Below are 17,151 nucleotides of genomic sequence, written 5' to 3'. Positions count from 1 at the left end.
TTCAGCCTGTCGATTCAGTGGCGCAGCCGTGGTGGGTCGTCATCCGGGGTGCTGAGAACCTTCGCGACGCTCGAGTCCGACGGCGTCTGCGAGTTCAGCCCGGTGCCGGTCGAGTTCGGGGTATTCGGCGCTGAGTTCACCCATGAAGGCGGCAAGAGCGCCGGCAATCGCGTTGAGTTTCTGATGGAGCGCGGTGTCACTGCGGCTCTGCGTGTTCTGCAACAGCGCCACGAGCAGGAACGTGATGATCGTGGTGGCGGTGTTGATGACCAGCTGCCAGGTGTCGATGTTCGGCAACACGATGATCGACGGCGCCCAGACCGCGACCAGGACGACGCAGAACACGAAGAATCCTGCCCGGGAAGCGAATTCGCTGGCCTTGGTGGCGAATCGATCGAAGAGGGACAACCTGTCGTCACGCTCTGCCGACATGGGTGGCGGTACGTCCATGTGTACGCTCCTCGCGCTGGATGGATTGGCTGGTCGCGATGGCGATACCACAGCCGGCATAACGGCAAACGAGACTCATGGCCAGAGTTGATGGTTCCGGACCGGGCCCATGGGCACGCCGCCCACTTATCGACCTGTGGGCAGCGTTTCCAGGACTGTTCTGGTCATCGATGATGATCGAATCGGCGAACGGACCTCACCATCGGTACCACCGTTTGCGGGCTCCGGACTCGCCCGCGCTGGCGAAGACAAAACCGGAAATCCACACCACCAGGACGACGACCGCGACCCACCACAAAGCTTTCAGTGCGAACCCCGCTCCGAACAGAACCAGGGCGAGCAGCAGTACCAGCAGTAGAGCAACCATTTCTTTGCACCTCCTGGCTACCGCGTACCCGATAACGCCTTTCGATAACTGCCTGGCCGGCACACACTCAACGGCATTTGTCGCGATCGTTGCCAATCCCCGGCGAAGACAGCGGCGCGGGCGGCAATTCCGGAATCCGTGGCGGCTCTGCCCGAGCTGTTGCCGGGTACGTCGGCACCGGCTACGCGCCAGATCGTCAATCCGGACGGAGCCCAAGGGCATGCGCGTGAACAGCGTTGCACCGGGACCGATTTGGACTGGTTGATACCGGCCACCATGCCGCCGGAGAAGGTCACCTCCTTCGGCGACAACACCCCACTGGGTCGCGCTGGCCAGCCCGCCGCACTCCGCAATGGCGTAGTCGTCTCGCTGGAACTCAGGGTCGGGCGATTACCCATCTGGGACGGCGGCAATCATCTGTCTAGGTTGCAGGTGTATCTCACCGTCAGGCTGGGAACTCCATGATCACGGTTGAAACAGCAGCCCAGTCTGTGCCTGTTCGGCAGGGCGATACATAGTGCGGCGACCCCGAGCGGGCCCCACATGCAACCGGACAAGGGATCTGATCCTGATGTCGAACTCATTCCTCGCTGAACGCCGACCGGCTCGAGCTGGGCGATGCGGGTCGAACACCCTGATGCGAGTCACCCGCAGCAGGCCGTCGCGGTCAACAACGATCCTGACCGTCACCGGCGAGATCGACGCCACCACCGTCGACGAACTGCGCGAACACCTCCGCTACGGCATCGCCACCCGCGGCCGGCTCGTCGTGGTCGACCTGTCGCGGGTGACCTTCTTGAGCCTTTCGGGCCTCCAAGCCCTCCTCGACGCCGACGACCACGCCCGAGAGCACCACCGCGCCCTGTGCGTCGTCGCCGGACCACGCTGTGTGAACCGCGTGCTCGAAGTCTGCGGCCCCACCCTGACCACGGCCGGCACGATCGCTGAGGCCTTCATGCCGATGATCTGGGCGGCGTCCTGTAGCGCGCGACCGCTGCCCACGTCGTCCTGATCGCACAGACCCCAGCAGCGCGCCCTTCGGTTTGTTCGGTGGGTACGCTGCTGGTCACGGTGCGCCATCCGGCCGGTATCGCAGAGCAAGAGCGCCCCGCGGTGATGACAAGACACGATGCGAGACGAACGCTGGTTCGACCACACGCAGATCCGGCCCGACATGCCCTCCCGTCACCGAGATAATCTCGGTCGGCAACGCTCGTATCTCGTCGGCCAACTGCCTGAGCTGGGCGTCATAGAGCGGAACGAGTGCGTCCGGGCCCGCAGATGGCGGGCAGCATCGATGTCCGCGAGGGCTAGATGAGGGGGGCTCTGTGTCCTGGAGATCCATTCGCGCTTGGACTGAGAGTGGTTTTCTCCCGAGTCATTTCAATCCGCTGTCGAACAGGAGGTCGGTCCGATAGCCGACTTCGCGCCGGCGGGCCAAGAGCTCGAAGACGGGGATCGCTGAACTGAGATGAGATGCGACCGCGGGGTCATGTGGATTGCCTTCCTGACAAGCGCCGGGCGAGTGCGCAATTGGGCCATTCGCGTGATGTGAGGTTTGGGTCGGGGCACTTCGGTGACCAGGCTGAACGCGTTCCGGCGGCGGTTGACTACGGTGTCGGACAGCGGAATCCGTGTCCTCCCTGAGCCATCCAAACTGAAACATCACTACGTCAACGGTAGGGTTACGAGCTGGAATCCGAGGGTTATCGGATTCGGATGTAGCTCTTTTAGGAGATCGATGAAGTACACAAAGTTCGTGGCTACCGCATTCGTCGCCGCGGCCGCGACCGGCATTGCCGCGGGCACCGGATACGCCGTTCCGCTCGACCAGGCTCCGGTGGTGGAGCAGGCCGCGTCGCCGCTGCACGGCACCCAGCAGGGCGTCGGCTACGACGTCGTGGTCAGCGATGCCAACGACATCGTCACCACGGTCACCGGCGGGCAGTTCAGCCTGGACGCCGCCGGCCAGACGGTGTTCCTGAAGAACCAGGCCGGGGACGTCGTCACCCAGGTGCCGCTGACCGGCACCCTGGCCGGCAAGCAGTACGGGCTGACCGCGGCCATCGACACCACCGGCACCCAGCTGACGCTGACCTCGGTGTCGGCGCCGCTGGCCACCGCCAAGGACATCGACTCGCAGGGTGACTTCTTCGGGCAGCTGCAGCACGCGGCGCTGGGCGGGATCATCGGCGGCATCCTCGGCGCGTTCCTGTTCGGGATCGGCGCCATCCCGGGCGCGATCATCGGGCTGCTGGTCGTCGGCGGGCAGCCGCTGATCGATTCCGGGTCGGCCTACTTCAGCGGGCAGCCCTGAAAACGCTGATCCTCGGCGGCACCCGGGAAGCCCGGGAACTCGCCGACATCGCGTCCGGCGAGCGGGGATTCGAGATCGTGTCCTCGCTCGCCGGGCGGGTGCGCGCACCCGTCCTGCCGGTCGGCGAGGTGCGGGTGGGCGGATTCGGGGGTGTCGACGGGCTGCGGGAGTGGCTGTCCGGCAACGGCATCGAGGCCGTGGTGGACGCCACCCATCCGTTCGCGGGCGGGATCACCGCCAATGCGGCGGTCGCGGCGGCGGAGCTCGGACTGCCGGTGCTGCATGTGCGGCGGCCGGGGTGGATCGAGCGGTGCGGGGACCGGTGGGTGCGGGTGCCGGATCTGGAATTGGCGGCGGAAGCCGCTGCGGCGCTCGGTAAACGGGTATTTCTGACCATCGGCCGCCAGGGTGTGGCCGCCTTCGAGCACTCCGACGAGTGGTTCCTGATCCGGGCGATCGACCCGCCCGAGGGCGCGGTGCCCGCGCATCACGAATTGCTGCTCGCCCGTGGACCTTTCAGTGTCGAGGACGAGATCGCACTGCTCGTCGAACGGCGCATCGACGTCCTGGTGACCAAGGACAGCGGGGGCGCGCTCACCGAGGCCAAGCTGACCGCGGCCCGGGAACTGGGCCTGGCGGTCGTGATGATCGACCGGCCGCCACTGCCCGCGGGCGCGCAGCAGGTGGAAACAGTTGCGGCCGCGTGGGATTGGCTGCGGGCCCGGCGCGACGAAGCGTAGCGACAGCGCCGGGCGCGAATCCGGTCAGGACAGGCGGCTGGTGCGGTCCAGCAGCTCCGGCAGGCGGTCGAACCATTCCAGGACGGCCCGCTCGTAGCGGATGCCGAAATCCAGTGTGGCCCGCTCGTAGGGCGACATCCGCTGCTCGTCGTGACCGGACAGATAGCCCGAGAGCCGCTGTTCGTGCACGGTGCGGTTGGCGGCGACGATGCGTTCGAGGCGGGCGGCGTCCACGAATTCCCCGAAGGACAGGGTCAGCAGCAGCGGCACCCGGATGGTCTCCGGGCCGGGATCGCGGGCGATCCATTCGGCGAAGGCCTCGCGGCCGTCCTCGGTGATGCGGTACGGGGTACGGTCGCGGGCGCCCGACGCGCCCTTCTCGACCAGGCCGAGGCCGTGCATGGTGGCGAGCTCGCGATACACCTGGCTCTGGGTGATGGTCCAGAAGTCGCCGATGCGGTCCTGGGCCAGCGCCACCAGATCCCACCCGGACATCTCGCCCTGGTGCAGGAATCCGAGTAGGGACGCGGCCGTCGAGTTGAGCGGGCGTCGAGCGTGATCTTCTGGCACCGGCACTCCTTCCACAGCCTACGTTCTACATAGGAATATTACGGGGCCGGGCGTTCAGACCTCGTAGCGACGCGACGTGAACACGCGCGGACCGCCGGCCGCCTCGAACACCGTGGTCGTGGACGCGCCCACGATCAGCAGCGTGCGCATGTCCACCACGGCGGGATCCAGCTCGCCCAGCGTCACCACCCGCACCGACTCGGTCGGGCCGCCCACATCGCGGCCGATCACCACCGGCGTCTCGGGCTTGCGGTGCTCGAGCACCAGATCCCGCATGGCCGCCACCTGCCAGGTGCGCTGCGACGATGCCGGGTTGTAGACGGCGAACGCCATATCCGCCGACGCCACCGCCGAAATCCGTTGCGCCACCGTCTCCCACGGCTTGAGGCGATCCGAGAGCGAGATCATGGCGAAGTCGTGGCCCAGCGGCGCGCCCAGCCGGCTCGCCACCGCGCTCGCGGCGGTCACGCCGGGCAGCACCCGCACGGGCACCTCGCGCCACTGCGGATCCGCCGACTCCTCGATCACCGCGGCCGCCATGGCGAACACGCCCGGGTCTCCGGACGACACCACCACGACCTTCGCGCCCTGCTTGGCCATGTCCAAAGCCATTCCGGCGCGCTCGGATTCGACGCGATTGTCACTGGCGTGGCGCCGCTGACCCGGTCGCACCGGCACGCGGTTCACATACGTGGTGTAGCCGACGATGTCGGTCGCCTCGGCCAGCGCGCGCGACACCTCGGGGGTGGTCCAGCCCTCGTCGCCCGGTCCCAGCCCGATGACGACGACCTCGCCCACCCGATCCTGGCGCGCCGCATCCGGGTTCGGGGCGGCGTGGTCCGCGCGCTCACCCGCCGCGGTGACCGCGCCGACCTGCGCCGCGGCGGTCCCGGTGGCGTGCGCGATCGGGTCGGCGGCTTCCGAAGGCTGCTCCGCCGCAACCGTTTCGGCGGGAATAGCGGCGGCCTGAGCGGAATCGGTCAGGGTGATGCGGGTCTGCGGGGTGGGGCCCGGAACCACCGCGATCGCGAAGTACGGGACGCTCGACTCGTCGACGTCGGCGGCGCGCAGCACGCGCTGCCGGTCGGAGCTGGCGCGCTCGACGTAATAGGCGTCGTCGAGGCGGCCGGAGTCGGCGAGGGCGCGGCGCACGCCGGGGTAGGTGCGGCCGAGCTTCATGATCGCGGCGGCGTCGGTCTCGCGCAGGCGGCGGGTCAGCTCCTCGGGCGGCAGCGTGCCCGGAAGCACGGTGAGGACCTGCTTCTCCTCCACCAAGGGGGTGCCCAGGGCGGCGGAGGCGGCGCTGACCGAGGTGACACCGGGGATGATCTCGGTGTCGAACCGGTCGGCCAGGCGGCGGTGCATGTGCTGGAACGAGCTGTAGAACAGCGGGTCACCGGCGGCGAGCAACGCGACGGTGCGGCCCGCCGCGAGGTGCTCGGCCAGGCGGGCGGCGGCGGACTCGTAGAACTCGTCGATCGCGCCCTGGTAGCCGCCGGGGTGGTCGGTGGTCTCGGTGGTGACCGGGTAGATCAGGTGCTCCTCGAGCTGACCTTCGCGCATGTAGGGGGCGGCGATGGCGCGCGAGATGCTGCGCCCGTGCCGGGCGCTGTGGAAGGCGATGACGTCGGCCTCGCCGATCACCCGGGCGGCCTTGACCGTCACCAGTTCCGGATCGCCGGGTCCGAGCCCGACACCCCAGAGCTTGCTCATTCTTGTTCGCTCGCAATCGCATTGAGGGCGGCGGCGGTGATGGCGCTGCCGCCGCGCCGGCCTCGCACGGTCAGGAATTCGACGCCGCCGTATTCGGCCAGCGCCTCCTTGGATTCCGCGGCCCCGATGAACCCGACCGGGATCCCGAGCACCGCGGCGGGGCGGGGCGCGCCCGCGTCGATCATGTCGAGCAGGTGGAACAGCGCGGTCGGCGCATTGCCGACGGCCACCACCGCGCCGTCGAGCCGGTCACTCCAGAGTTCCAGGGCCGCAGCCGATCTGGTGTTGTCCATGCGCGCGGCCAGGTCGGGCACGCGGGGGTCGTCGAGCAGGCACAGCACGTCGTTGTCGGCGGGCAGCCGCTTGCGGGTGACGCCGGAGGCGACCATCTTGGCGTCGCACAGGATCGGCGCGCCCGACCGCAGCGCGGCCCGCGCCTTGGCCACCACATCGGTGCTGAACTCCACGTCGCCCGCCAGATTCACCTGCCCGCAGGCGTGGATCATGCGCACCACCACCTGTGACACGTCCGCCGGGAACCGGGCCAGATCGGCCTCGGCCCGGATGGTCGCGAACGAGCGCCGATAGATCTCGGCCCCGTCTTTGAGGTAGCTGGCACGCACGTCGGACATGGCCTCCACCCTAGATTTCGCCGCCGGAGCGGCGCTGGGCGGGTAGTGCGCCCGGCCACAGTGGACGGTCCGCAGCGGGCGCGGCCGGTGCTGTCGGGCCCGGCCGGGTCAGGTGCGAGGGCGTTCGAGCAGGCGGGACATGACGATATTGCTGCGGGTGCGCCCGACGCGGGCGTTCTCGCGGATGCGTTCGACGGTGGCCTCGATCTCGGCCATGTCGGTGGCCATCACGTGGACCAGTGCGTCGGCCTCACCGGCGATGGTCCACACGCCGACGACCTGGGGAATCGGTTCGAGGCCGCGGCGTAGTTCGGCGGGGGAGATGTTGTCGCGGTAGAAGACCTCGACATACGCCTCGGTGCGCCAGCCCAGGGCAGCCGGGTTCACGACGGCGGTGAAACCGGTGATCTGGCCCGCCGCGACCAGTTTGTCGACCCGGCGTTTGACGGCGGGGGCGGACAGGCCGATGACCGCGCCGATCTCCTGGAACGAGGCGCGCGCGTTCTCGAGCAGGTGGGCCAGGATCCGGCGGTCGAGATCGTCCACGGTCGCTCCTTCTCGAGGATCCGGGCATATCGGGCGCGATGATGCACGCGCATCGTTCAGACGCAACGAATCGCTGTTCATGAGTCGATCAACGCAACGTTTCGCTATTCCTGACGCAACGGTACGCCACTTATCTTCGTGTCAGAACCGTCCGCGCCGCTTCCGAGGGAGTCCCGTTGACGTCCGTAGCCACGCTGCCCGCCCGCGATCCCGCCGCCCGCCGGCCCGTGCCCCGCCGCTACCTCATGTGCCGCCCCGACCACTTCGACGTCACCTACGCCATCAATCCGTGGATGGACACCGCCGACCCCGTGAACCGGGGGCTCGCCCTGGCCCAGTGGGACGCGCTGCGCGTCGCCTACGAGGGGCACGGACACCGGGTCGACGTCATCGAACCGGTGGCGGGGCTGCCGGACATGGTGTTCGCCGCCAATGGGGGACTGGCCATCGGCGAGCGGGCGCTCTCGGCCCGCTTCGCCAATCCCGAACGCGCGCAGGAAGGCCCGGCCTACCACGACTGGATGGCCGCCCAGTGCTTCACGAGCGTCGCGCGCGCCTGCGAAACCAATGAGGGCGAGGGCGATTTCGCCATCGCGCCCGACCGGATCCTCGCCGGGACCGGGTTCCGCAGCGCCCGCGGCGCGCACCAGGAGGTGGCGGAGTACTTCGGATTGCCGGTCGTCTCACTGGATCTGGTGGATCCGCGCTTCTACCACCTCGACACCGCGCTCATGGTCCTTGATGACACCATCGCCTACTACCCGGCCGCATTCAGCGGACCCAGTGCGCGGCTGCTCGCGAGCCTCTACCCGGACGCGATCATCGCCACCGAGGCCGACGCGAATGTGCTGGGCCTCAACGGGGTCTGCGACGGGTACCACGTGTTCCTCAGCGACCAGGCCGTCGACCTGGCCGCGCAATTGCGGGCGCGCGGCTACGAACCGGTCGGGATCGACCTGTCGGAGCTGCTCAAGTCCGGCGGCAGCGTCAAGTGCTGCACCATGGAATGGCACTCGGTCAGAACGGCAGTCGCGTCTGGAACGGACTGACCTGCGGATCGTGCAGCGGGTGAGCCAGGATCAGGAAGCGCAGCAGCATGATCGCGCCACTGATCTGCAACGCCGCCAATGGGATCTCGCCGAGGACCGCCGTACCCAGCGACAGCCAGAAATCCCCGGCGTCCGCGGTGACGATGTCGAACCAGGCGTCCACCACCAGCAGGATGCCGGTGCCGAACGCCGGGAGCAGCAACACCACCCGCCGCTTCCAGCCCAGATACGCGGTGGCCGCCATCATCAGCACGAGCACGATGTCGAACCCGATCCAGGCCAGCGACCAGTTACGGGCGTGATACTCCGCCGGCAACGAGAACCCCAGGTACACGATCCACGGAATCAGCCCCAGACAGCCGCCGACCATGAGCGCCAGCCGCACCCGCCGATGCAGCCGCACCACCTCCGGGCGTGGCAGCACCCGCTCCGGCGGCGGCTGCAACCGCCGGATCAGCTCGCGACGCTCCTCATCGGACATCGCCAGGATCTCCTGATCGCTGAGCTTCGCGATGGTCATGGCCGCCTCCAGCATCCGATGGTCGTCGCAGCGCGGATAACCCCACTGTGCACCAGCAACCGCGCCGCGTGCACCCCGCACCCGTCCCGGAGCGGTCGGGCCCGTCCGTGCGCGGGTCGGCGGTGGAATCGAGTAGTCCGCCACCCGGCCCGGTCGGTGTTGTCCCGCGTTCTCCCGACCGGCTCGCCACCGGGTGCCGAGTAGCCGGGACCGTGGTGCTCACCCGATCGCCGCGGATCGTGAGGGACCTGACCTTCCCGCCGACCTCGCGGTCCGACGCCCGATCGTGTCCGGCCGTTCCGGCAGCTCGCTGGCGGTGCACCTCGGCTCCCGGACCACGTGACCGCCGGTGCGACCGGGCCTTCGTCGATGTGCCCGCGACCGGCCTGGGTTATATTTTGCCGCAACCAATTTCATGCCACACACTGGGAGACTACGTGGATCCGCAGCACGCGCATCAGGGTGCAACCCTCGGCGTGAGGCCGACCGACATCGTGCGAGTCCCGATCTACAGTCCCGAATTCGCCGCCGACCCCCACGGGCACTATCGGAGAATGCGCAGCGAGTTCGGGGCGCTGGTGCCGGTCGAGATGTGGCCCGGAGTGCCCGCGACGCTGGTCATCAACTACGCGACCGCGGTGCGAATCCTCAACGATCCCTTCCATTTCCCGGCCGACCCCCGACTGTGGCAGAAGACCGTGTCCGCCGATATCCCCATCCTGCCGATGGTCGAGTACCGGCCCAATGCCATCCGCACCAGCGGACACGAACACGCGCGCTACCGCCAGGCCGTGACCGACGCCCTGTCCGGCATCGACCTGCACACGGTGCGGGCCATCGTCGAACGCTCCGCGGTGCCGATCATCAACGGGTTCGCCACCCACGGCCGCGCCGACGTCCTCAGCCAGTACGCCCTCCCGATGGTCTTCTCGTGCTTCTGCGAAATCCTGGGCTGCCCGCCGGATATCGGCCAGCGGGTCGCCGCCGCCAGCGCGGCGATGTTCGACGGGGTGGACACCGCGACGGTCAACGCGCAAATGGGTGAGGCCTTGCTCGACCTGACCGCGCTCAAACGCTCGTATCCGGGCGTCGATGTCACCACGAGGCTGGTTCAGCACCCCGCCGGGCTGACGGACGAGGAGATGGTGCACCAGTTGGTGTTGCTCTTCGCCGCCGGTGTCGAGCCCCCGCTCAATCTCATCGCCAACACGCTGCTGCTGATGATGACCGACGGTCGCTTCATCTCCGCCGCCGACTCGCCGCCCTTGTCGACCGGCATCGCCATCGACGAGCGTTTGGCGACGGACCCGCCGATGGCGAACTACTGCATCACCTATCCGCCCCAGCCGGTCCTGATCGACGGTGAGTGGCTGCCCGCCCACGAGCCGGTCATCATCAGCATGGCCGCGTGCAACACCGACCCGGCGCTGGCCGGCGGCGGCAGCATCGACAACGGCTGGAACCTCGCGTTCAGCTCGGGTGAGCACGCCTGCCCGGCGGCAGCCCGCCCCTACGGGCGGCTGCTCGCGCAGGAGGTGATCGACCAGCTGCTCGACTACCTGCCCGAGATCGGACTCGCGGTCCCGCAGCAGGACCTGGTGTGGCGGCCGGGCCCGTTCCACCGCGCTCTCACCGAGCTGCCCGTGGTCTTCCCGCCGATGCGTTACCCGTTCCCCACGCCGTAGCCACCCGAACGCGCTGAACCGACGTGGGTGACCGCACTCGCGGCGTGTCTGTTCGCGACACACTGTGATGGTTCACTGCGAACTTTCAGACAATCTGTGTAACACTACAATTCGTGACTTTCGGGCCGAACGTGGCACTGTGGCAACGAATCACGCGAGCGACCCTGGTCGCGACCGTGGTTCAACAGCCGCGTCCCGCTACCGGCCTGCTCACGCGAATCTCTCTCCCGCGCAACACCGTGATCCGGTCGGGCGCGCGTGGCCTCCCGAACCTTCCCCAGCCCACATCGCTGGATGTCGCGTGAAGGTGAGTGGTGCGTCGAACTTCTGACAGGTAATCGCCCGGCTCTCTGTTCCGGACCCGTCACGGTGCCCGCGTAATCACGCAGCAACGCCGGGCGCCGGTGCGTCCGAGCGCCGCGATGCCTTCTATGCCCTCGGCGGACCAGTTGCCGACGGGATCGATTGAATGAGTAGGAGAAGGATCATGCAGCATGAGCAGACCCCCTTGGCCGGAGTTCTCCGCCACGGCAGCCTCGAGTTCGACGAGCACTTGCAGAAGATCCTGAACAACCCGGCCTACTTCGTCACCGAGGCCCAGAGCCAGGAGCAGCGCCGCCAGAACGCCTACGACCAGCTGCACAATTTGGTCGCGGAAGTCGGCAGCACCCGCGACATCGCCACCGACCTGCCACGACTCTTCGCCGTCTTCGACTGGTCGGCGGTGCTGGCGACGGATCTGATCCCGCTGATCTCCGGGCACTACAACCTGGCCTCGGGCAGCCTGTCCACCCTGACCGACTCCGATTCGGCCGCACCGTATCTGCAGGACCTCGACAACGGCTCGAGCGTCGGGGTGATGCTGCTGACCGAATACGGGTGCGGGTCCAACATCCAGTTCATGCAGACCCGCGCGACCTGGGACGGCGACGGATTCGTCATCGACACCCCGAACCCGCGGGCCCGCAAGTTCATGCCCAGCGTCGGCATCCCCGTGGCACGCGTCTGCGTGGTCGGTGCGCGCTTCATCGACGCCGCGGGCGTCGATCACGGGGTGCACCTGTTCGCGGCACGACTACGTGGCCCCGACGGCGCCCCGGCGCCCGGTGTGACCATCACGCAGCTCGACCATCAACCGCTGGTCATCATGGACAACTCCGTCATCGGGTTCGACAAGCTGAAGGTCGACCGCAGCGCCTGGCTGAGCAACGACCTCGCCACCATCGACGACCAGGGCGTGCTGACCTGGCGCGACGAGGACAGCCGGAAGCGGTCGTTCGCCTCGGCGATCAGTCAGCTCACGGTCGGTCGGCTCGCGCTCGCGTCCTGCCTCAACGCCACCGCGCGGGCCTCGCTCTACATCGCGCTGCGGTACGCCGCCAAACGGGTGGTGCCGCTGACTCCCTCGGACTCCCCGTACATGGTCGAGCTGCCGCACGTGCGCGACACCCTGCTCACCGACCTGGCCGGCACCATCGCGCGCACGCTCTACGGCAACACGGTGAAAACCTCGCTCGCCAACGCCGACCTCACCAGCCGTGACACGGTCGTCTCGGTGATGCTGGCCAAGCATTACATCCAGTTGCACGCGCTGGACACGGTGACCCACGCCAGAATTCGGATGGGCGCCCAGGGAATGTTCAGCGCCAACCGGGTGGCCGACTACCTCGGGGTCTGCCACGCGGCCATCACCGGCGAGGGCGATTGCCACGTCCTCGGCTCCGTGGCCGGTCGCGTCCTGGCCAAATACCTGGCCGGAAAGCCGGTACCGGAAGTCGTTCTGCACGATCCCACCGATCAAGCCGACCGCCTGAGCCTGTTCAGCGCCCGGACCTTGACGATCGTGGAAGAGACCCAGCAATACCTGACGACGCCCGGACTGGAGGGGCGCTTGGCGGTCATTCCCGAAGCGCTCGCCCTCGCCGAGGCCTACTCGGCCGAAGAAGCCCTCCAGGTGCTCCACCGATTCGCCGATCACCCCGAGATCGCCGCCGTGCGTGACGTTTTCGCGCTGACCTACCTCGATCAGCACGCCGTCTGGTATCTCACCCACGGACTGCTCGACATCGCCGCGGTCGACACCATCAAACAGCGACTCCGCCTGGCCATCGACACCCTGGCTGAGCACCTCCCCGCGTTGCTGGACGCTTTCGGTTTCGACGATGAAATTCTGGCGGCGCCGGTCCTTTCCGACGACCTGCCCGCTGCCTGGGAAACTCGCTGCCGCGATCGGTGACGACCCTGACCTAGGCGCCACCGGCCAGGCCCGCCCGCGAGCCTGGCCGCTGGCTGTTCACCAGGTCCGAACCCCGGACCGACGACACCGCGGCGGCTGCGGTCAGGCCGACCTGCTCCGTAGCCGGCCCGGCGGAACGCCGAATCTGTCGCGGCAGCCCTTGGTGAAGACGGACAAGGCGACAAATCCGCTGTCGTAGGCGATATCCGCGATCGTGTGACCAGCGTTCCGAGGGTCGGCCAACCGTTGCGCGGCACGGTCGAGGCGGGTCGCGAGCAGGTAGCTGTGAGGTGATGTACCGAAATCACGCATCGCCCGCTCGAGTTGGCGCCGGGTGATGCCGAGATGTTCGGCCACCGCATCCACGGTCAGTCGCGGATCATCCGAACATCGTTGAATGTACAGACGCGCGTCCCGGGAAATAGCCGCGAATTTCGTGTCTTCCGGGGCTCGGCGTTCGTCGAGGGCGCCGGCGAGCAGACCCGTCCAATGCGTGCTGATCCTCAGGAACTGGCTGGGCGTCATGGAGTCGCCGTGACGGGAGAGTTGTTCGGTCAGCGCGAGCACGGAACCGAGCAAGGGGTCATGGGTGTCGAGCGCCAGAAACGAGCGGCTGACCGGTGCTTCGGGAAGCCGAAGCGCGTCGGCGGGGATGTTGAGGATCCAACCCCGCACATGGTCGGCATGGGCGAGCACCATGCGTTGCCCCCAATCGACCACACCCATCTGCCCGGGTCGCAACGACACCCGAGTGCCGTGCTGCTCGATGTCGAGGGGGCCACTACGAGCGACGAGCAGCCGAGCGCTGCGGTCACCATCGGCATCGATGTCGGCCATGGTGCGCTCGTACGAAATTCCAGTCGATTCGAAGGCGACATTCTGGAAGTCGCCGAGCCGATAGCTCGCCAGACGTTGAACCCGCAGTGCGCCATGGAAGTTCGGCCAATCGGAGAAGTCGACCCGTGCCCCGCCCTGGTTCGCCGACACCTGCTCACGCCAGTATCCAGGCCGGTCATGCTTCGACAATTCCGTTGTCGTGTCGCTCACCACGACGAGTTCGGACACCGGCGACCCCTTCTGTCGTCGCAAATCCGGACGCGGGTCGTCGCGAATCCGGTGGAACAGAATCTATACGCGCACATAGTCTTTGGCCGAAGCTCCGGTCGATGACGCCGACGTCGACGACCGGGAACGCCGCTCGCGGTCGACGAGGCCCGCGGGCGGCGTCAGGCCCTCGCTCAGGTGCTCGACGAAACCGCGCCCGCGCAGGGTCGCCGCGCCCGGGGCTGGCGTGTGCCGGCGGTCTGCTGATGGGGGGCAGATCTCGGGCATCTACCAGCCCCGGGCGGGTCGGCGGGGAAAACGAGTAGTCCGGTACCCGTGCCCGCGAGCCCGGCATCGGTGACCATTCGACAATGTCCGACAACATGTACGGCGGCGCGTCGGTGCAGGTCTACCCGAAAGATGCCACGTTGACCTACCCGCACGCGTGCGTGAGCGGCTTCCTCGACTACGTCGCGAAGTTCAATGGCGTCAACTTCCACGCCAAGGACGACGATGTGCGCGAATGGCGGTACGACCAGGAGTACGACAACTGGCAGGACAGCCTCGGCATGGACTCGGTGCGGGTCTTCTACCACTACGCGCACAGCACCACCATGAGCAACGGTGTGTATCTGACCTCGATGGGCCGTACCTGGGACAACACCATCTACGCCGAATCCGACCGGATGGGCTTCGGCGATCAGCGTCTGCGCTACCTGTTCCTGCACGGCTGCGAATCGCTGCGCACCAACTTCGGACACAGCCCTTACCGCACCTGGCACACGCCGAACCGGGGCGCGCGAATGCTGTTCGGATTCGACAGCCTCACCTTCGACACCGATCAGCAGGGGACACGGTTCTTCAAGGAATGGAACACCGGCAAATCGTTCAGCCAGGCGTGGCAGGACGCGGCGCTGTCGATCTTCCACAACAATCACCGGGTGTCCTCGGCCGCCTGCGGCGCCACCGACCGTGAGGCGCGGGACCGGCTCTGGAACGAGCGGCTGTTCCATGGCGGCGCGGTCTCCGACGACTGGTACTGGTGGCGCTGGGCGGGTCAATTCCCCCTCGAAGTCGACCTGAGCATTCCCCTTCCGCGCCAACCGATGTCACTGCGCCTGGCCCGCCGCAGCGCCGACGCCGACACCGCGGCCGCGCTGGGTGAACGGCGCGGGCTCCGCGGCCTGCTCGCCGAACCCGCGTCCCCGGTTACCGAGGAGACTTGCGCGCGAGCCGAATTCGAACCTCGGCTGGTCATGCACCCCGACGGCAGCTATCAGGCGTTCTACGCCGAGCCGGACCGCACCGCCAACGGCCGCACACCCGAAGAGATTCGCGACCTCGCCGACCGGGCCCTGCGAGAACTGGACCTCGGCCACGACCTCGCCCTGGCCGGAATGTCGGCCACCTTCCACGCGGGCGCGAGCCGCGACGGCGACACGGTGGCGGCCGCGGTGGCCGACTACACCCTGCACTACCGCCAGCTCCACGACGGCGTCCCCGCCGTCGCGGGCGGCGACGGCCAGCTCACCATGACCCTCGACCCGACCGGCCGACTCTGCTCGATCTCCGACACCACCGTCCCGATCCTGAGCGCCGAGCAGGCCCACCCGCCCACCACGGACGACGCCGACGCCTGCACGGCCCTGACCGAGGCGACCGCCGCCCGCGCCGAATGCCTCGGCGGCCGTGCCCGTCTCGCCGTCGTCCCCGACTCCCGCGAGATCGGCTACCGCTACGACCGCGACGACGCGGCCCTCGTCGCCCGCCAGACAATCGAGATCACCGGCGGCCGCTTCCGGATCCGCGACATCGTCGAGGTCACTGTCTGAGGGCGCACCGAGCCGCCGCATGTCGTGCCGGGAGTCGTCAGCAGAACAGCCGAAGGCGCGCGGCCGCCTCGAGTTCCGCGGTGGCGTGACGGGAGGATGGGGCATCCCGTCACACCGTGCGCTCCGCCCGATCCCGCCGGTTCGGTCCCTCGGCTAGTCGGCGGGGATGATGCGGTAACCGTCGGCGGTGGCGATGACGTCGGTGACCGCGCCCTTCGGGCGGCCGCAGCGGCGGTCGCAGCCGGACCAGTGCTGGCGGCCGGCGACCACCACGTCGGCGGCGTCGAGACCGTCGCGGGCGAAACCCGGTGCGCCCGTGGGGAGCACGCGGGCGGAGTCGACGGCCTCGGCGACGTCGGCGCGGACGTCGGTGAGGGACTTCGCGCAGCCGGGCATGCCCGCGCAGGCGCTGACCTGGAGCCATGGGGACGCGGTGTCGAAGATCAAGCCCATGGGAGCCAGCACTCGGACCACCTGTTCGGCGGGCCATTCGTCGAGGTCGGCGAGGATCAGGCTGCGCCACGGGGTGACGATGATCGGGCATTCGACGGCGGCGAGGAATTCGGCCGTGCGGGCGGGGAGCGAGCCGAGGCGCACGCCCGCGCCGAGGGCCACCCGGCCGTCGGACTGGGTCATCCAACCGATCGGAAGGTCCTGGGGGCCGGGCGGTTCCAGGAGATCGCCGGCGACGTCGAGGTCGGGGTGGGCGGTGTGGAGGCGGTCGGTCAGCCGGGCCGCGCCGTCGGGGATCTCGTGCAAGCGCCAGTGGCCGTCGCGGAGGTCGAGGAAGCCGTCCGCGGCGGCGAGCATGAGGTCGACCGCGGTGTCGGTGGGCAGGCGGAGGCCGGAGTCCTTGCCCGCCAACAGGAGTGCGCAGGTGCGCTCGTCGAGCGCGTGCACGCCGATGTCGCCGCCCAGGCCGCTGACATCGCCGCGGCCGTCGTCGAGGGTGAACAGGACCCGGCCGGGCAGGTCGGCGTAGCGCGGCTGTGCGCGCAGTCCTTCGTCGAGAGCCGGAACCAGGGGATGCACATCGGTCCAGCCGCCGACGCGTCCCGACAGCGGCGAGGCGATGATGTTGCGCACCCGCTCGTGGGTGGCGCTGGGCAGCAGTCCGGCCGCCGTGAGCCGTTCGGTGAGCGCGGCCGCGTCGCGGACCTGCCGAAACTGGATGTTCCCGCGCGAGGTGAGCTCGATGTTCCCGTCGCCGAGGTCGGCGGCCGCTTCCGCGAGGGCCTGGAGCTGGGTGGGGGAGAGGAGTCCGCCAGGCACCCGGATACGGGCGAGGGGACCGTCGGCTGCTTCGTGCAGGCGCAGCACGCCCGGGCAGGAGTCGGGATCGGTTCGCGTCATGACGCCACCCAGCGTACGGAGGATGCCGAGGCCGGGCACGGCCGCCCGGGGGTCGGGTTCACCGGTGACTATCTACATTTGGAGATATTGCAATCTA

17 protein-coding genes and 1 pseudogene are annotated in these 17,151 nt (G+C 68.4%); 8 read left to right on the top strand and 10 right to left on the bottom strand.

Annotated elements, in window-relative coordinates; translation table 11 throughout:
* Nucleotides 1-39: 39 nt before the first annotated feature.
* On the bottom strand, nucleotides 40-450 hold the full coding sequence (locus tag ACFRAQ_RS16385) for a low affinity iron permease family protein (RefSeq protein WP_379100043.1): 411 nt from the start codon (nucleotides 448-450) through the stop codon (nucleotides 40-42).
* A 196-nt stretch (nucleotides 451-646) separates the two neighbouring features.
* Nucleotides 647-817 carry a hypothetical protein gene (locus ACFRAQ_RS16380; protein WP_379100041.1) on the bottom strand — a complete coding sequence of 57 codons (171 nt, stop codon included), beginning with the start codon at nucleotides 815-817 and terminating at the stop codon, nucleotides 647-649.
* 214 nt (nucleotides 818-1,031) lie between these two features.
* Between ACFRAQ_RS16380 and ACFRAQ_RS16375 the strand changes: the two are divergent.
* A pseudogene (locus ACFRAQ_RS16375) lies at nucleotides 1,032-1,165 on the top strand (NAD(P)-dependent oxidoreductase); the annotation flags it as partial.
* 289 nt (nucleotides 1,166-1,454) lie between these two features.
* Entirely contained in the window at nucleotides 1,455-1,829 is a 375-nt protein-coding gene (locus ACFRAQ_RS16370) for an STAS domain-containing protein (RefSeq protein WP_379100039.1), read from the top strand.
* 54 nt (nucleotides 1,830-1,883) lie between these two features.
* On the opposite strand, the gene ACFRAQ_RS16365 is transcribed toward ACFRAQ_RS16370, so the two are convergent.
* Nucleotides 1,884-2,162, bottom strand: a complete 279-nt coding sequence (locus ACFRAQ_RS16365; protein WP_379100037.1) for a 1-deoxy-D-xylulose-5-phosphate synthase N-terminal domain-containing protein — start codon at nucleotides 2,160-2,162, stop codon at nucleotides 1,884-1,886.
* Nucleotides 2,163-2,576: 414 nt separating this feature from the next.
* Here ACFRAQ_RS16365 and ACFRAQ_RS16360 point away from each other — a divergent pair, with 414 nt between their 5' ends.
* Together ACFRAQ_RS16360 and ACFRAQ_RS16355 are read left to right on the top strand one after the other, a co-directional pair.
* Nucleotides 2,577-3,134, top strand: coding sequence for a hypothetical protein (locus ACFRAQ_RS16360; RefSeq protein ID WP_379100035.1), 558 nt, complete (start codon nucleotides 2,577-2,579; stop codon nucleotides 3,132-3,134).
* Nucleotides 3,131-3,874, top strand: a complete 744-nt coding sequence (locus ACFRAQ_RS16355; protein WP_379100294.1) for a cobalt-precorrin-6A reductase — start codon at nucleotides 3,131-3,133, stop codon at nucleotides 3,872-3,874. The genes ACFRAQ_RS16360 and ACFRAQ_RS16355 overlap by 4 nt, the downstream gene beginning before the upstream one ends.
* A gap of 24 nt (nucleotides 3,875-3,898) precedes the next feature.
* Here the strand turns inward: ACFRAQ_RS16355 and ACFRAQ_RS16350 are convergent, their stop codons facing one another.
* The 4 genes from ACFRAQ_RS16350 to ACFRAQ_RS16335 all read right to left on the bottom strand — a co-directional run bounded on the left by ACFRAQ_RS16350 (nucleotide 3,899) and on the right by ACFRAQ_RS16335 (nucleotide 7,335).
* Nucleotides 3,899-4,444 (bottom strand): PadR family transcriptional regulator, encoded by a 546-nt coding sequence (locus ACFRAQ_RS16350; protein WP_379100033.1) that lies wholly within the window; start codon nucleotides 4,442-4,444, stop codon nucleotides 3,899-3,901.
* A gap of 54 nt (nucleotides 4,445-4,498) precedes the next feature.
* On the bottom strand, nucleotides 4,499-6,157 hold the full coding sequence (gene cobJ, locus ACFRAQ_RS16345; protein ID WP_379100031.1) for a precorrin-3B C(17)-methyltransferase: 1,659 nt from the start codon (nucleotides 6,155-6,157) through the stop codon (nucleotides 4,499-4,501).
* Nucleotides 6,154-6,789: a precorrin-8X methylmutase gene (locus ACFRAQ_RS16340; RefSeq protein WP_379100029.1), complete on the bottom strand. Its 636-nt coding sequence runs from the start codon at nucleotides 6,787-6,789 to the stop codon at nucleotides 6,154-6,156. Before ACFRAQ_RS16340 ends, cobJ begins: the two co-directional genes overlap by 4 nt.
* A 108-nt stretch (nucleotides 6,790-6,897) precedes the next feature.
* A complete protein-coding gene (locus tag ACFRAQ_RS16335) occupies nucleotides 6,898-7,335 on the bottom strand; it encodes an Lrp/AsnC family transcriptional regulator (RefSeq protein ID WP_379100027.1) in 438 nt (145 codons plus the stop codon).
* 176 nt (nucleotides 7,336-7,511) lie between these two features.
* Here ACFRAQ_RS16335 and ddaH point away from each other — a divergent pair, with 176 nt between their 5' ends.
* The gene (ddaH, locus tag ACFRAQ_RS16330; RefSeq protein WP_379100025.1) at nucleotides 7,512-8,384 is read left to right on the top strand and encodes a dimethylargininase; all 873 of its coding nucleotides are present in this window, start codon (nucleotides 7,512-7,514) and stop codon (nucleotides 8,382-8,384) included.
* On the opposite strand, the gene ACFRAQ_RS16325 is transcribed toward ddaH, so the two are convergent.
* Nucleotides 8,353-8,904, bottom strand: a complete 552-nt coding sequence (locus tag ACFRAQ_RS16325; protein ID WP_379100023.1) for a hypothetical protein — start codon at nucleotides 8,902-8,904, stop codon at nucleotides 8,353-8,355. The genes ddaH and ACFRAQ_RS16325 overlap by 32 nt on opposite strands.
* A gap of 476 nt (nucleotides 8,905-9,380) precedes the next feature.
* On the opposite strand from ACFRAQ_RS16325, the gene ACFRAQ_RS16320 reads away from it, so the two are divergent.
* Both ACFRAQ_RS16320 and ACFRAQ_RS16315 read left to right on the top strand, forming a co-directional pair.
* Nucleotides 9,381-10,589: a cytochrome P450 gene (locus ACFRAQ_RS16320; protein WP_379100021.1), complete on the top strand. Its 1,209-nt coding sequence runs from the start codon at nucleotides 9,381-9,383 to the stop codon at nucleotides 10,587-10,589.
* A gap of 487 nt (nucleotides 10,590-11,076) precedes the next feature.
* Nucleotides 11,077-12,825, top strand: a complete 1,749-nt coding sequence (locus tag ACFRAQ_RS16315; protein ID WP_379100019.1) for an acyl-CoA dehydrogenase — start codon at nucleotides 11,077-11,079, stop codon at nucleotides 12,823-12,825.
* Nucleotides 12,826-12,927: 102 nt separating this feature from the next.
* Here ACFRAQ_RS16315 and ACFRAQ_RS16310 read toward each other — a convergent pair whose 3' ends face one another.
* Entirely contained in the window at nucleotides 12,928-13,890 is a 963-nt protein-coding gene (locus ACFRAQ_RS16310) for an AraC family transcriptional regulator (RefSeq protein ID WP_379100017.1), read from the bottom strand.
* A 350-nt stretch (nucleotides 13,891-14,240) separates the two neighbouring features.
* On the opposite strand from ACFRAQ_RS16310, the gene ACFRAQ_RS16305 reads away from it, so the two are divergent.
* Nucleotides 14,241-15,701 (top strand): DUF6345 domain-containing protein, encoded by a 1,461-nt coding sequence (locus tag ACFRAQ_RS16305; protein WP_379100015.1) that lies wholly within the window; start codon nucleotides 14,241-14,243, stop codon nucleotides 15,699-15,701.
* 153 nt (nucleotides 15,702-15,854) lie between these two features.
* Here ACFRAQ_RS16305 and cobG read toward each other — a convergent pair whose 3' ends face one another.
* A complete protein-coding gene (cobG, locus tag ACFRAQ_RS16300; protein ID WP_379100013.1) occupies nucleotides 15,855-17,054 on the bottom strand; it encodes a precorrin-3B synthase in 1,200 nt (399 codons plus the stop codon).
* Between the last annotated feature and the right edge of the window lie 97 nt (nucleotides 17,055-17,151).

Origin of the sequence: Nocardia sp. NPDC056611, assembly GCF_042792755.1 — a bacterium.
Taxonomy (GTDB): domain Bacteria; phylum Actinomycetota; class Actinomycetes; order Mycobacteriales; family Mycobacteriaceae; genus Nocardia.
The sequence above is the reverse complement of the archived record's forward strand: the minus strand, read 5'-3'. Positions and strand labels throughout refer to the sequence as shown.

Excerpts from the sequence above, each read along its gene's own strand:
- ACFRAQ_RS16385 (WP_379100043.1), bottom strand. The coding sequence starts at position 450 with ATGGACGTACCGCCACCCATGTCGGCAGAGCGTGACGACAGGTTGTCC.
- ACFRAQ_RS16370 (WP_379100039.1), top strand. The coding sequence starts at position 1,455 with ATGCGAGTCACCCGCAGCAGGCCGTCGCGGTCAACAACGATCCTGACC.
- ACFRAQ_RS16315 (WP_379100019.1), top strand. The coding sequence starts at position 11,077 with ATGCAGCATGAGCAGACCCCCTTGGCCGGAGTTCTCCGCCACGGCAGC.
- ACFRAQ_RS16365 (WP_379100037.1), bottom strand. The coding sequence starts at position 2,162 with ATGGATCTCCAGGACACAGAGCCCCCCTCATCTAGCCCTCGCGGACAT.
- cobJ (WP_379100031.1), bottom strand. The coding sequence starts at position 6,157 with ATGAGCAAGCTCTGGGGTGTCGGGCTCGGACCCGGCGATCCGGAACTG.
- ACFRAQ_RS16325 (WP_379100023.1), bottom strand. The coding sequence starts at position 8,904 with ATGACCATCGCGAAGCTCAGCGATCAGGAGATCCTGGCGATGTCCGAT.
- ACFRAQ_RS16340 (WP_379100029.1), bottom strand. The coding sequence starts at position 6,789 with ATGTCCGACGTGCGTGCCAGCTACCTCAAAGACGGGGCCGAGATCTAT.
- cobG (WP_379100013.1), bottom strand. The coding sequence starts at position 17,054 with ATGACGCGAACCGATCCCGACTCCTGCCCGGGCGTGCTGCGCCTGCAC.
- ACFRAQ_RS16305 (WP_379100015.1), top strand. The coding sequence starts at position 14,241 with ATGTCCGACAACATGTACGGCGGCGCGTCGGTGCAGGTCTACCCGAAA.
- ACFRAQ_RS16380 (WP_379100041.1), bottom strand. The coding sequence starts at position 817 with ATGGTTGCTCTACTGCTGGTACTGCTGCTCGCCCTGGTTCTGTTCGGA.